This window comes from Leifsonia sp. 10N434 (assembly GCF_056394405.1).
In genome coordinates this window covers 143,225-156,779 of sequence record NZ_JBFTHV010000008.1, presented here as the reverse complement: position 1 = coordinate 156,779, position 13,555 = coordinate 143,225, and the positions used below count along the sequence as shown (strand labels likewise).

12 protein-coding genes are annotated in these 13,555 nt (G+C 68.7%); 1 reads left to right on the top strand and 11 read right to left on the bottom strand.

Annotated elements, in window-relative coordinates:
- Positions 1 to 19 precede the first annotated feature (19 nt).
- Positions 20 to 1,327: a histidinol dehydrogenase gene (hisD, locus tag AC1DB1_RS18070; RefSeq protein WP_477201795.1), complete on the bottom strand. Its 1,308-nt coding sequence runs from the start codon at positions 1,325 to 1,327 to the stop codon at positions 20 to 22.
- 63 nt (positions 1,328 to 1,390) lie between these two features.
- Here hisD and AC1DB1_RS18065 point away from each other — a divergent pair, with 63 nt between their 5' ends.
- Positions 1,391 to 1,933, top strand: a complete 543-nt coding sequence (locus AC1DB1_RS18065; RefSeq protein WP_477201794.1) for a flavin reductase family protein — start codon at positions 1,391 to 1,393, stop codon at positions 1,931 to 1,933.
- 54 nt (positions 1,934 to 1,987) lie between these two features.
- Here AC1DB1_RS18065 and dnaE read toward each other — a convergent pair whose 3' ends face one another.
- The 10 genes from dnaE to murC form a co-directional block, all read right to left on the bottom strand.
- Positions 1,988 to 5,458 (bottom strand): DNA polymerase III subunit alpha, encoded by a 3,471-nt coding sequence (gene dnaE, locus AC1DB1_RS18060; RefSeq protein ID WP_373877121.1) that lies wholly within the window; start codon positions 5,456 to 5,458, stop codon positions 1,988 to 1,990.
- A gap of 99 nt (positions 5,459 to 5,557) precedes the next feature.
- Positions 5,558 to 6,478 carry an RluA family pseudouridine synthase gene (locus AC1DB1_RS18055; RefSeq protein WP_271176353.1) on the bottom strand — a complete coding sequence of 307 codons (921 nt, stop codon included), beginning with the start codon at positions 6,476 to 6,478 and terminating at the stop codon, positions 5,558 to 5,560.
- 2 nt (positions 6,479 to 6,480) lie between these two features.
- Entirely contained in the window at positions 6,481 to 7,167 is a 687-nt protein-coding gene (lspA, locus tag AC1DB1_RS18050) for a signal peptidase II (RefSeq protein ID WP_477201793.1), read from the bottom strand.
- Entirely contained in the window at positions 7,157 to 7,963 is an 807-nt protein-coding gene (locus AC1DB1_RS18045; RefSeq protein WP_477201792.1) for a DivIVA domain-containing protein, read from the bottom strand. The genes lspA and AC1DB1_RS18045 overlap by 11 nt, the downstream gene beginning before the upstream one ends.
- A 152-nt stretch (positions 7,964 to 8,115) precedes the next feature.
- The gene (locus AC1DB1_RS18040) at positions 8,116 to 8,409 is read right to left on the bottom strand and encodes a YggT family protein (protein WP_271176356.1); all 294 of its coding nucleotides are present in this window, start codon (positions 8,407 to 8,409) and stop codon (positions 8,116 to 8,118) included.
- Between the two features lie 69 nt (positions 8,410 to 8,478).
- Positions 8,479 to 8,991 carry a cell division protein SepF gene (locus tag AC1DB1_RS18035; protein WP_271176357.1) on the bottom strand — a complete coding sequence of 171 codons (513 nt, stop codon included), beginning with the start codon at positions 8,989 to 8,991 and terminating at the stop codon, positions 8,479 to 8,481.
- 64 nt (positions 8,992 to 9,055) lie between these two features.
- Entirely contained in the window at positions 9,056 to 9,757 is a 702-nt protein-coding gene (locus AC1DB1_RS18030) for a YggS family pyridoxal phosphate-dependent enzyme (protein ID WP_477201791.1), read from the bottom strand.
- Positions 9,723 to 10,898, bottom strand: coding sequence for a cell division protein FtsZ (gene ftsZ / locus AC1DB1_RS18025; protein ID WP_271176359.1), 1,176 nt, complete (start codon positions 10,896 to 10,898; stop codon positions 9,723 to 9,725). The genes AC1DB1_RS18030 and ftsZ overlap by 35 nt, the downstream gene beginning before the upstream one ends.
- Before the next feature lie 154 nt (positions 10,899 to 11,052).
- Positions 11,053 to 12,081: an FtsQ-type POTRA domain-containing protein gene (locus AC1DB1_RS18020; RefSeq protein WP_477201790.1), complete on the bottom strand. Its 1,029-nt coding sequence runs from the start codon at positions 12,079 to 12,081 to the stop codon at positions 11,053 to 11,055.
- A gap of 13 nt (positions 12,082 to 12,094) precedes the next feature.
- Positions 12,095 to 13,504 carry a UDP-N-acetylmuramate--L-alanine ligase gene (murC, locus tag AC1DB1_RS18015; RefSeq protein WP_477201789.1) on the bottom strand — a complete coding sequence of 470 codons (1,410 nt, stop codon included), beginning with the start codon at positions 13,502 to 13,504 and terminating at the stop codon, positions 12,095 to 12,097.
- Positions 13,505 to 13,555 lie beyond the last annotated feature (51 nt).

Below are 13,555 nucleotides of genomic sequence, written 5' to 3'. Positions count from 1 at the left end.
CCCGTCCGGGGGAGGCGGTTCAGTGCGGGAAGCGCGCCGTCACGGCCTCACCGTGCGCCGGCAGGTCTTCCGCCGTCGACAGGGCGACGATCCGCTCTGCGACCTCGCCGAGCGCCGCCCGGTCGTAGCGGATGACCTGCTGAGGGCGCAGGAACGAGTACGCGCCGAGGCCGGGCGAGAAACGCGCCTGACCGCCCGTCGGCAGCACGTGGTTCGAGCCCGCGAGATAGTCGCCGAGACTGACCGGAGAGTGCGGGCCGATAAAGATGGCGCCGGCGTTCTGGATGTGCGCCAGCACGGCATCCGGATCGGCGGTCTGCAGTTCGAGGTGCTCGGGACCGTAGGCGTTGCTGAACGCGGCGGCCGCAGGGAGGTCGTCGACCAGCACGATCGCGGACTGCTGGCCCGCCAGCGCCGTACGCACCCGCTCGGCGTGCTTGGTGGCTCCGGCGAGCCGATCCAGCTCTGCGGCGACGCGCGCCGCGAGCTCGGGGCTGTCGGTGACGAGCAGGGAGGCGGCGGCCTCATCGTGTTCCGCCTGGCTCACCAGGTCGGCGGCGACGTATCCCGGGTCCGCTGCGGCGTCGGCGATGACCAGGATCTCGGTGGTTCCGGCCTCCGAGTCGATCCCGGCCTGACCACGCACGATGCGCTTCGCGGCGGCGACGTAGATGTTGCCGGGCCCGGTGATCACCTGCACCGGTTCGAGGCCGATGTCGTCGACGCCCCAGGCGAGCGCGCCGATCGCGCCGGCACCGCCCATGGCGTAGACCTCGTCGATCCCGAGCAGCCCGGCGGCGCCCAGGATGACGGGGTGCACCGCTCCCCCGAAGGCGCGCTGTGGCGGGCTCGCGAGGGCGACGGATGCGACCCCTGCCACCTGTGCCGGCACCGCGTTCATCACGACGCTCGAGGGGTACACGGCCTTGCCGCCCGGCACGTACAGTCCGGCCCGCTCGACCGGCTGCCAGCGCTGCACGATCGTCGCGCCGGGACCGATGCGGGTCTCGGCGGCGGGAGGCACCTGCGCAGCGGTCGCCTCACGGACGCGGACGATGGCTTCTTCGAGGGCCGCGCGCACCTCGGCGGGAAGGTTCTCGACGGCGGCCGCGATCTCGGCCGCCGGCACACGCACGCTCGCCGGAGCTCCGCCGTCGAATTGTTCGGCCTGCTCGGCCAGCGCCTGCGCGCCCCGCTCCCGCACATCGTCGATCAGCCGACGGGCGACGGTCACGGCCGCCTCGACGTCCACGACGGGTCGCGGCACCAGACGGGCGAAGGCGGCGCGGGTAGGCTGGATTCCGCGGAGATCAATGGTCTGCATCATGGCCCGACCAGCCTAACCGCAACCAGGAATACCCAGGAGCCAGCATTTGCTTGATGCATACGTATGAATAGCGCACCTCTCCCCCAGAGCCCTCGCCCGTCCGACCGCGTCGAACCCGACGTGACGGCCGACCTGGCGGCCTTCCGCCAATCGTTCCGGCGGCACGCGGCGGGAGTCGCGATCATCACGGCTCAACTGCCCGACGGCACGCCCGTCGGCTTCACCGCGACCTCGCTGGCCTCCCTCGCCGCCGTCCCGCCGCTGGCGACCTTCAACATCGCCCGGTCGGCGTCGAGCTGGTCGGCGATCGCCGAGACGGACCGCGTGGTCATTCACATGCTGGGAGTGCGCAATCGCGAGGTGGCCGAGAAGCTCGCCGGCGACAACGCGAGCCGGTTCGACGGAGACCACTGGTACCGCGGACCGCACGGACTGCCGGTGATCAAGGACGTGACAAGCTGGATGGTCGGTCGCATCGTCGAGCGCGTGCACGTGCACAACAACGCGGTGGTCGTGGTGCAGATCGAGGAGGGCGGGCTCGGCGACGACGACGAGGCCCTGCTCTACCACGAGCGCCGTTACCTGACCCCGGGCGAGACCGCCTAACCGTCCCGGCCCGCCGGGGCCACCGCGGTCGCCGGGGCCACCGCGGCCACCGGCCTACGCCAGGCAGTTCGGGCCGAGAAGGCCCTTGAGCTCGCCGAACAGGTCCGCGCTCACGGTGACCGGCTTCGGCACCTCGAACACACGGGCGACCTGGCCCTTCACCAACCGCAGGCGCACCTCGTTCTCGCCGGTGTGCCGCGCCAGCACCTCGCTCAGCGCGGTCACCGTGTCGGTGGTCGCGCGCTGGTCGGGCATCGTGATCACGAGCGGGCCTGTTCCGAAGCTCTGCCCGAGATCGGGCGCCATGAGGCTGAACGCATGGATGTTCATCCCGTCGTCACGCATGCTCACGCGGCCGCGCACGACGACGATGGCGTCCCCCTGCAGCATCGACGAGAACTCCTGGTACGCCTTGCCCATGAACATCACGGTGATCTCGCCGCCGAAGTCTTCGACCGTGATCATGCCGTACTGGTTGCCGGACGCCTTGGCGACCCGGTGCTGCACGCTCGTCACGAGACCAGCGATCGTCACCGTCTCGCCGTCCTGGATGCTCTCCGACACGACGAGATCGGCGATCGACGTGCTCGCGAGTTTGGCCAGCTGGAGCTCCAGACCGGCCAGCGGATGATCGGAGACGTAGAGGCCAAGCATCTCCCGCTCGAACGCGAGCTTGTCGCGCTTCGCCCACTCGGGACGCTCGGGTACGTGATGCTGGGAGGCGTTGGGCTCGTCGTCGCCCCAGAGGCTGTCGAAGTCGAAGCCGACATCGCCGTTCGCCTCGTTGCGCTTGATCTTGACGGCCGACTCCACCGCGTCCTCGTGCACCTCGACCAGCGAGCGGCGCGTGGCGCCGAGCGAGTCGAAAGCGCCGGCCTTGATCATCGACTCGACCGTGCGCTTGTTCGCGGCGTGGATCGGCACCTTCGTGAGGTAGTCGTGGAACGACTCGAAGCGCCCCTTGCTCTCGCGGGCCGCCCGGATGCCGTCGACGACATTGCTCCCGACGTTGCGCACGGCTCCCAGGCCGAAGCGGATGTCGGTGCCGACGGCGGCGAAGAAGCCGATCGACTCGTTCACGTCGGGCGGCAGCACCTTGATGCCCATGCGGCGGCACTCGTTGAGATAGAGCGCCATCTTGTCTTTGGAGTCGCCGACACTGGTGAGGAGGGCGGCCATGTACTCGGCGGGATAGTGCGCCTTGAGGTAGGCGGTCCAGTAGGAGATGACGCCGTACGCCGCCGAGTGGGCTTTGTTGAAGGCGTAGTCCGAGAACGGGAGGAGGATCTCCCAGAGCTTGTTGACGGCCTCCATCGAGAAGCCGTTCGCCTGCATACCGCCGGCGAAGCCCTCGAACTGCTTGTCCAGCTCCGACTTCTTCTTCTTGCCCATCGCGCGACGCAGGATGTCTGCTTGGCCGAGCGAGAAGCCGGCCACCTTCTGCGCGATCGCCATCACCTGCTCCTGATAGATGATCAGGCCGTAGCTGGTGGAGAGGATCTCGGCGAGCGGCTCAGCGAGCTCGGGGTGGATCGGCGTGATCTCCTGGAGCCCGTTCTTGCGCAGCGCGTAGTTGGTGTGCGAGTTGGCACCCATGGGGCCAGGGCGGTACAGCGCGATGAGGGCCGAGATGTCTTCGAAGTTGTCCGGCTTCATCAGTCGCAGCAGCGAGCGCATCGGGCCGCCGTCGAGCTGGAACACGCCCAGCGTGTCGCCGCGCGAGAGCAGGTCGTACGCCCCCCGGTCGTCCAGCTCGAGGTCTTCGAGCACGAGCTTCTCGCCGCGGTTGGCCTCGATGTTGTCGAGCGCGTCGTTGATGATCGTGAGGTTGCGGAGCCCCAGGAAGTCCATCTTGATCAGGCCGAGCGACTCGCACGCGGGGTAGTCGAACTGCGTGACGATCTGACCGTCCTGCTCGCGCTTCATGATCGGGATGATGTCGATCAGCGGGTCCGACGACATGATCACGCCGGCCGCGTGCACACCCCACTGGCGCTTGAGGTTCTCGAGACCCAGCGCGGTATCGAAGACGGTCTTGGCCTCCGGGTCGCTTTCGACGACGGCCCGGATGTCGACGGCCTCTTTGTAGCGCGGGTGCGCCTTGTCGAAGATGCCGGTGAGCGGGATGTCCTTGCCCATCACGGGCGGCGGCATCGCCTTCGTGAGCTTGTCGCCCATGCCGAACGGGAACCCGAGCACGCGCGAGGAGTCCTTGAGCGCCTGCTTCGCCTTGATGGTGCCGTACGTGACGATCTGCGCCACGCGCTCCTCGCCGTACTTCTCCGTGACGTACTTGATGACCTCACCACGGCGGCGGTCGTCGAAGTCGACGTCGAAGTCGGGCATCGAGACGCGGTCGGGGTTGAGGAATCGCTCGAAGATGAGGCCGTGGCGCAGCGGGTCGAGGTCGGTGATGCGCATCGCGTATGCCGCCATCGACCCCGCACCCGAACCACGGCCGGGACCGACCCTGATGCCGTTGCGCTTCGACCAGTTGATGAAGTCGGCGACGACGAGGAAGTACCCGGGGAAGCCCATCTGCGAGATCACGCCGATCTCGTAGTCGGCCTGCTTGCGCACCTCGTCGGTGATGCCGCCGGGGTAGCGCTCGTGCAGCCCCTTCTCGACCTCCTTGACGAACCAGGTCTGCTCGTTCTCCCCCTCGGGCACCGGGAAGCGCGGCATGTAGTTGGCCTGCGTGTTGAACTGCACGTCGCACCGCTCGGCGATGGCGAGCGTGTTGTCGCAGGCCTCCGGATGATCGCGAAACAGCTGGCGCATCTCGGCCGCCGACTTGAGGTAGAACTCGTCGGCGTCGAATTTGAACCGGTTGGGATCGTCGAGCGTCGACCCGGACTGCACGCAGAGCAGCGCGGCATGGCTCTTGGCGTCGGCGGCGTGCGTGTAGTGGAGGTCGTTGGTGGCGACGAGCGGGAGATCGAGCTCCTTCGCCAGCCGGAGGAGGTCGCCCATGATGCGGCGCTCGATACCGAGGCCGTGGTCCATGATCTCGGCGAAGAAGTTCTCTTTGCCGAAGATGTCGCGGAACTCGGCGGCGGCCTTCTTGGCCTCGTCGTACTGGCCGAGTCGCAGTCGCGTCTGCACCTCGCCGGACGGGCATCCGGTGGTCGCGATGATGCCCGACGAGTATGTGTTCAGCAATTCGCGGTCCATGCGGGGCTTGAAGTAGTAGCCCTCAGTCGAGGCCTTCGACGACATGCGGAACAGGTTGTGCATGCCCTCCGTGCTCGCCGCGAACATCGTCATGTGCGTGTACGCGCCCGAACCGGAGACATCGTCTCCCCCGCCGTCGCCCCAGCGCACCCGCGTGCGGTCCGTGCGGTGCGTGCGCGGGGTGAGGTAGGCCTCGGTGCCGATGATCGGCTTGATGCCCGCGTCGGTGGCGGTGCGCCAGAAGTCGAAGGCGCCGAACATGTTGCCGTGGTCGGTGACAGCGACCGCCGGCATGCCCTGCTCGACGGCCGCCTCGACGAGCGGCTTGATGCGCGCTGCGCCGTCCAGCATCGAGTACTCGCTGTGGACGTGGAGGTGGACGAACGAGTCGCTAGAGGACAAGCTACTTCTCCTGTGGGGCCGTGGTGAGGGTTAAAGACTACGTCGGGCCTACGACGCTCGGAGCACATCCAATGCGTGTTGCAGGTCGGCCGGATACCCCGTCGTGAAGGTCACCCATTCGCCGGTTCCCGGATGCTCGAAGGCGAGCTGCACGGCGTGCAGCCACTGCCGCTCGAGGCCGAGCCGGGCGGAGAGCGTCGGGTCGGCGCCGTACATCGAGTCGCCGACGCACGGGTGGCGCTGGGCTGCCATGTGCACCCGGATCTGGTGCGTGCGACCGGTCTCGAGGTGGATCTCCAGCAGGCTCGCCGACGGGAACGCCTCGATCGTCTCGTAGTGGGTCACCGAGGGCTTGCCGCCGGCCACGACGGCGAACTTCCAGTCGGAGCGCGGATGGCGGCCGATCGGGGCGTCGATCGTCCCGACGAGCGGATCGGGATGGCCCTGAACGACAGCGTGGTAGATCTTCTCGACCGTGCGGTCGTGGAAGGCGCGCTTGAGCGCGGTGTAGGCGCGTTCCGACTTCGCGACCACCATCAGGCCGCTCGTCCCGGCGTCGAGGCGGTGCACGATGCCGGCGCGTTCGGCGGCTCCGGAGGTCGAGATGCGGAACCCGGCCGCCGACAGGGCACCGAGCACGGTCGGGCCCTCCCAGCTCACGGCCGGATGCGCGGCGACCCCGACCGGCTTGTCGATCACGACGATGTCGTCGTCATCGTGGACGATCGTGAGGTCGGGCACGGCGATCGGGACGATCTGCACCTCGGCCTTGGGCTGCCAGCTCACCTCGAGCCAGCCGCCGGCCTGCAGCCGGTCGGACTTGCCGGCCTCGCGGCCGTCCACCGTGACCCCACCGGCCTCGACGATCTCGGCGGCGAAGCTGCGCGAGAAACCGAGGAGTTTGGCCAGACCGGCGTCGACCCGGACGCCCTCGAGGCCGTCCGGAATCGGAAAGCTGCGGGACTCCATCCCTAGTCGGTCGGCTTCTCGCGCGGCGCCGGCTCGATGGTCTCGGGCGCGACGGGCCCGGCGGCCGAGCCGGTGTCCTCCGATGCGGGGATGGGCGCCTGCTGCGAGCCGTCTGCGACGACGTCGTCTCCGCCGGCTTCAGCGGCGATCGCCTCGGACGCCGCCTCCTCCTCGTCGTCGGTGCGCTTGCCGTCGAGACCGATGCCGCGGATGGTGAGGATCAGGAAGAGCACCATGCTCGACACGATCGCCACGTCGGCGAGGTTGAAGATGGCCGGCAGCAGTGGGATCTGCAGGAAGTCGACCACGTGGCCGACCCCGAAGCCCGGCTCCCGGAAGAGCCTGTCTGTCAGGTTGCCCAGCAGGCCGCCGAGGAGGAGGCCGAAGAGCACGGCCCAGGCCATCGAGCGGATGCGGGGGGCGTACCAGATGACGAAGCCGAGAACACCGACGCCCACGATCGAGAAGATCCAGGTGGACCCGCTGCCGATCGAGAACGCGGCGCCGGGGTTCTTGACGAAGTGGAACTGCAGGAGCTGTCCGAGGACCTGGACCTGCTGACCCTCGAAGAGGTTCTGCACCACCAGGAGTTTGGCGATCTGGTCGACCAGGTACACGCAGAGCGCGACGATGGCGAGAACGACCAGGGCCCGGACGCTGACCTTGGCCCTGGAGGGGCTAGCCTCCAAAGCCCTGGAACGTCGGAGGCTGCTCCTGGCCCGACGCGGAGTCGCCGCCCGAGGCGGAGACCGGGGCGGGAACGGGTGCGTTCTGCGAGCCGGTGTCGGTCGACGACGCGGCCGGGGCTGCGTAGCTCCCGGTGCCGGCTGCCGACGAGCTGTCCAGGTCGCGGAGCTGGCCCTCGATGTAGCTCTTGAGCTTCTGGCGGTAGTCCCGCTCGAAGCTGCGCAGCTCGTCGATGCGGTGCTCGAGGAGCGCGCGCTCCTGGTCGAGCGAGCTGATCTGCGCGCGCTGCTTCGACTCGGCCTCGGCGACGATGCGGGCGGCGGTGGCGTGGCCTTCCGCGATCAGCGCGTCGCGCTTCTCGACACCTTCGCGCACGTGCTCCTCGTGCAGGCGGCGCGCCAGCTGGAGGAGGTTGTTCGTGCTGTTCGGGTCGACGGCGCTCGTGTCGACCGGCGCCGCGTACGCGGCGGCTGCCGGAGCTGCAGCTGCGGCTGCTGCCGGAGCCGCGGCGAGGCGCTGCTTGAGCTCCTCGTTCTCGGCACGCAGGGCCTCGAGCTCGGCGGAGTTGTCGGGGGCGGCGGCGGCGGCGGGGGCCTGGCCTCCGCTGCGCTGCAGCTCGGCGATGCGGGACTCGCTCGCGACGAGGCGCTGCTTGAGCTCCTCGTTCTCCTGGTTGAGTCGACGCAGTTCGACGACGACCTCGTCGAGGAAGTCGTCGACCTCGTCCTGGTCGTAGCCCTCACGGAACTTCGTCGGTTGGAACCGCTTGTTGACTACATCTTCCGGAGTCAGCGCCATGGCAAGCCACCTTAGATCTTGAGATACGAACAAAGAGTGCGTTCAGCCAACGCTAGCAAAGTGCGCGGGGGAAGCGCACGCTGCCGCACTCACGTGCGTCGGCTCGTCAACCATACATCCCGAGCGCGTCTGCGAATGCGCGCGACTCTCGGCTACAACGCGGCCGTGACGTACAGAAGGATGATCACCAGGAGCATGGTGAGGCTCCAGCCGAAGTCGATGGCGATCGGGCCCATCGACAGCGGAGGGATGAGCCGGCGGAAGAACTTGATCGGCGGGTCGGTCACCACGTACGCGCTCTCCGCGAGGACCAGGCCGACCCCGCGCGGGCGCCACTGCCGGCTGAACGTGCGCACCAGATCGAGGATGAACCGTGCCCAGAGCACGAAGAAGTAGATGAGCAGCACGTAGTAGAGGATGCTGGCGACGAGGGAGACGACGAACACGAGGTTAAGTATGCGTGAAAGCGCACCGTCCCCGGACAGGGGCGGTGCGCGATCCGGTAGCTGGCGGCGTCAGGCCTGCGCGAAGAACGACGCGTCGACCTCGGCGTCCTGCCCGCCGTGCTCGCCTGAGACGACCACATGCGACGGGGAGAGCAGGAAGACCTTGGGCGTGACGCGCTCGATCTTGCCGTAGAGACCCTGCGAGAGCCCGCTGGCGAAGTCGATCAGGCGACGGGCGTCGCCTTCGCTCATCTGCGAGAGATTGATGATGACGGGGATTCCCTCACGGAACGACTCGGCGATCGCCTGGGCGTCGCGGTACTGGCGAGGGTGGACCGTGAGAATCTCGTTCATTTCCTGGACCGAAACATTCCGTGCGGTGGATGACTTGCGCAGCGGGGTCACCGGGGCGCGGCCGGTCACGGGTGCGACCGGGGTGGGGTGAGGAACCGGGGCGACGGGAGCCTGGTGCTGCTGCTGCGGCTGACGCTGCTGCGGCTGCTCCTGGGGCTGCTCGTCGTACTCGAGTTCTTCGTCGGCGAGGCCGAGGTAGACCATCGTCTTCTTCAGCGGGTTGGACATTCGATCCTCCGTGTAGACCTGTGCGCCGACGCTTTCGCACGCACTACGAACCTTCTCTTCGAGATTAACCGGCGACCGGCCGATTCCCGGTAATGGCGGTGCCAATGCGAAGGTGTGTCGCTCCTTCGGCGATGGCTGCCGGGTAATCCTGGCTCATCCCCGCCGAGATCCGATCGGCGTGGGGAGAGAGCGCCCGGACGCGTTCGCTCGCGGCACGCACACGGGCGAACGCCCGCTGCGGCTCTTCGCCGAGCGGCGCGACGGCCATGACTCCGAGCAGTCGCAGGCCCGGGGTTTCGAGCACGCGGTCCACGAGCGGTTCGAGATCGCGGTCGACGACCCCGCCGCGAGCCGGATCGTCCGTCAGGTTGAGCTGCACGAAGCAGTCGATGTCGCGTTCGTCCGAGCGCAGCGCATCGACGAGCGATGCCCTGTCGATGGAGTGGATCACATCCGCGTAGGCGCGCACCTGGCGCGCCTTCTTGCTTTGCAGCTGACCGACGAAGTGCCACCGCAGCGGCAGGTCGGCGAGCTCCGCCGCCTTGGCCTGCGCCTCCTGGTGGCGGTTCTCCCCCACATCGGTGACGCCGAGCGCCGCGAGCTCGCGCACCAGCGCCACAGGGTGGAACTTCGTCACCACGATGGTGGTGAGCTCGTCCGGCGAGCGTCCCGCCGCCCGGGCGGCATCGGCGATGCCGGCCCGGACGAGCTGGAGACGCTCGGCGAGCGGGCTACTTGAGGAAGTCGGGGATGTCGAGGTCGTCATTCTCGTCGTCGAACGCCGGGTCCTTGGGTGCGGTCTCCGTGACGGGGCTCTCGGCCGCCGCCCAGGTGTCGGTCGACGGGGCCGGGATGTCCTCGGCGTCGAGGGCGGCCGTGCTCGCGAGAGCCGCGCCGTCGTCGGCGCCCGCCTCGACGAAGCTCGCACGCCGGTTGTCGACGGCCTGGGCACTGTTCGGCTCGCCACCGTCGAAGCCGGCGGCGATGACCGTCACCCGCACCTCGTCGCCGAGCGTGTCGTCGATCACGGCACCGAAGATGATGTTCGCCTCCGGGTGCACAGCCTCCTGCACCAGTCGCGCGGCGTCGTTGATCTCGAAGATGCCGAGGTTCGAACCGCCCTGGATCGACAGGAGCACGCCGTGCGCGCCGTCGATGCTCGCCTCGAGCAGCGGAGACGCCACCGCGAGCTCGGCCGCCTTGATCGCGCGGTCCGCCCCCCGGGAGGAGCCGATACCCATCAGCGCGCTTCCCGCGCCCTGCATGACCGACTTGACGTCGGCGAAGTCGAGGTTGATGAGGCCCGGCGTGGTGATGAGGTCGGTGATGCCCTGCACACCGGCGAGGAGCACCTGGTCGGCGGTCGAGAACGCCTCGAGCATGCTGATGCCGCGGTCGCTGATCTCGAGCAGGCGGTCGTTGGGCACGACGATGAGGGTGTCGACCTCTTCCTTCAGGCGCTGCACACCCGCCTCCGCCTGCTCCGAGCGGCGCTTGCCCTCGAATCCGAACGGCTTGGTGACGACACCGATGGTCAGCGCGCCGATCGACTTGGCGATGCGAGCCACGACAGGCGCGCCGCCCGTGCCGGTTCCACCGCCTTCACCGGCGGTGACGAAGACCATGTCGGCGCCCGCGAGGGCCTCCTCGATCTCCTCCGCGTGGTCCTCTGCAGCACGGCGGCCCACCTCGGGGTCCGCTCCGGCGCCGAGGCCGCGGGTGATCTCACGACCGACATCGAGCTTGACGTCGGCGTCGCTCATGAGGAGCGCCTGGGCGTCGGTGTTGATGGCGATGAACTCGACGCCGCGAAGGCCGAGTTCGATCATCCGGTTGACGGCATTGACGCCGCCACCGCCGATGCCGACGACCTTGATCACGGCGAGGTAGTTCTGGTTTGATGTCACGTCCGGCCTCCGCTGGGAACCTTCAACCTCAAGTCGAGGCTTAAAGTTATGCTCAGTATGCAATTCCTGATTCGACGTTAGGTGCGCATGGCCCACGGCCCCGTAGCGCGCCAGGCGTGTCGGAAAAGATCGCCATCAGCGACCCCTTCGGGCCTCACCCCGTCGTCACGCTGTGCGGCGACGACACGTTGTACAGACGCGCGCCGCCCGCGCTCTTGAGGAGAGCGGTGAGGGCGGCGGCCTTCAGGTCGGAGTCGTCGGCGCTCCCCCACACAACCTTCGCACCACTCGAGCGCAGTGTGAAGCTCACGTCGTCGGCTGTCGTGGCCGACACCGTGTCGACCCGCGCGAGCAGGGCGGCGGGGAGCGATGCGAGCACGTCGGAGGCCGCGGCGAATCCGGATTTCGCGTCCGACTCGGCCGGCTCCCCCGTCGCGGTGATCAGCGGGTAGCCGCCCGGGCGCCCCGCACTCGTCGCGATGGTGACCTTGGCGGCGTCGACGAGGGCGAACGAGCGGCCGACGGCGACGACCCCGATCGGCTGCCGTTCGACGATGCGCACGACGATCGAGTTGGGCGGGTGACTCTCGACGCTGTAGCTGCGGATGAGCGGGAAGGCGGCGAGGTCGCCGCGGATGGCGGCCTGGTCGACCAGCGGAAGCGGACGGCCGATCTGATCGGCGAGCGCCTTGGTGACCGTCGCGGCGGCGATGCGGGAGGTGCCGGTGACCGTGATCGTCTTCAGCGCCATGAGCGGAGAGAAGGCAGTGAGCCCGACGCCGATGATCAGCGCGGCGAGCGTGCCGAGGCTCGCCAGCCACACCATCCGGCGGCGGCGCGAGCGCTTGGTGAAGCGCCGCACCTCGCCGCGTTCGAGGCGTGCCCGCTCCTTGCGGGCCTCACGCAGTGACCGGCTGATCTCGCGGTTCGAGGGGATGCGTTCGATCGGCTCCCGCGCAGGCTCCTGCCTGGCCCTCTCCCGAGCCCTGTCCCGGGTCTTCTCCCGGGCACCGTTCTTAGCCTTGTCCTGAGCCTTGTCCTGTTGACCGTCCACCGGCAGCGACCGCTCCGGCAGCAGCCGCTGCACCGGGATCGGGTCCGTCGCAGGCTCGGCCTCCGACTGCGGCGCCGACGGAGGAGTCTGCGGCTCCGGCGGCCGGTCGAACCCCTGGGGACGCTTCATACCGACGGTTCCGCTAGCCGCGGGCGCGCTGGAGCGACTCGAGGAGCTGCGGGACGATGCGATACACATCGCCGCAGCCGAGCGTGATCACGAAGTCGCCGTCGCGCGCGATCTCGGCGGTGTGATCGGCCGCCGCCTGCCAGTCGGCGATGAAGGCGACGTGCTCGGGGTGCTCGAACCGGTCGGCCACCAGAGCGCCGGTCACACCGGGTTCCGGATCTTCGCGCGCGCCGTACACGTCGAGCACGACGGTCTCGTCGGCGTAGGTCTCGAGCGTTTCGGCGAACTCCTGGGCGAACAGGCGCGTGCGGCTGTAGAGGTGCGGCTGGTGCACCGCGATGATGCGACCGGAGCCGACGACGGTGCGGGCGGCCGACAGCGCGGCCGCGACCTCCGTCGGGTGGTGCGCGTAGTCGTCGTAGACGCTCACGCCGCCGACGGTGCCGTGCAGCTCGAAGCGGCGCTCGGTGCCGCCGAACTGCGCGATCGCCGCGAGCGAGGCCGCGGGTTCGAAGCCGAGCCCGGTGAGCACCGCGAACGCGCCCGCGGCGTTGATGGCGTTGTGGCGCCCAGGGATGCGCAGCTGCGCGGAGTAGTCGGCGCCCGCGTGGCGCACGGAGAACGCGACGGGGCCGTCGGTGACGATCGAGTGCACGCGCACGTCGGCGTCCTCGGCCTCGCCGAACGTGATGACCTTCTTGCCGGCATCCTGGGCCCGGAGCTTCTCGGTGACGGCCACGGCGCCGGCATCGTCGGAGGAGACGACGACGAACTCGCCGGCCTCGCGGGCGAACGTCACGAAGGCGTCCTGGAAGGCCTCGAGCGACCCGTAGTGGTCGAGGTGGTCGGGGTCGACGTTGGTGATCAGCGCGACCGCGGTGTCGTAGAGCAGGAACGATCCATCCGACTCGTCCGCCTCGACCACGAACAGCTCGCCGGTGCCGGTCTGCGAGCTCTTGCCCAGCGACTCGATCACACCGCCGTTGACGAAGCTCGGGTCCTCTCCGAGGCCGAGCAGGCCGGTGATGATCATGCCGGTCGAGGTGGTCTTGCCGTGCGCGCCTGCGACGGAGACGAGGCGCTTCTTGCTGATCAGCCAGGCGAGCGCCTGCGAGCGGTGCAGCACGGGCAGACCCTTCTGCAGGGCCAGCTGGTACTCGGGGTTGTCCTGCCAGAGAGCGCCCGTGACGACGAGCGTGTCGGCGTCGCCGACGTTGGCGGCGTCGTGTCCGATCGCGATGGTGGCGCCCAGGTCCCGGAGTGCGAGCACATTCGACGACTCGCGCACGTCGGAACCGGTCACCGTGTACCCCGCCTCGAGGAACAGGCGCGCGATCCCGCTCATCCCCGAGCCTCCGATGCCCACGAAGTGCAGGGCGCCGAGGTCGTCGGGGAGGGTCATGGTGAGGTCGGGCTTGATCACGAGTACTGCTTTCCTTTGCGGGTGAAGGGCACCATCAAGTATGACGGTACG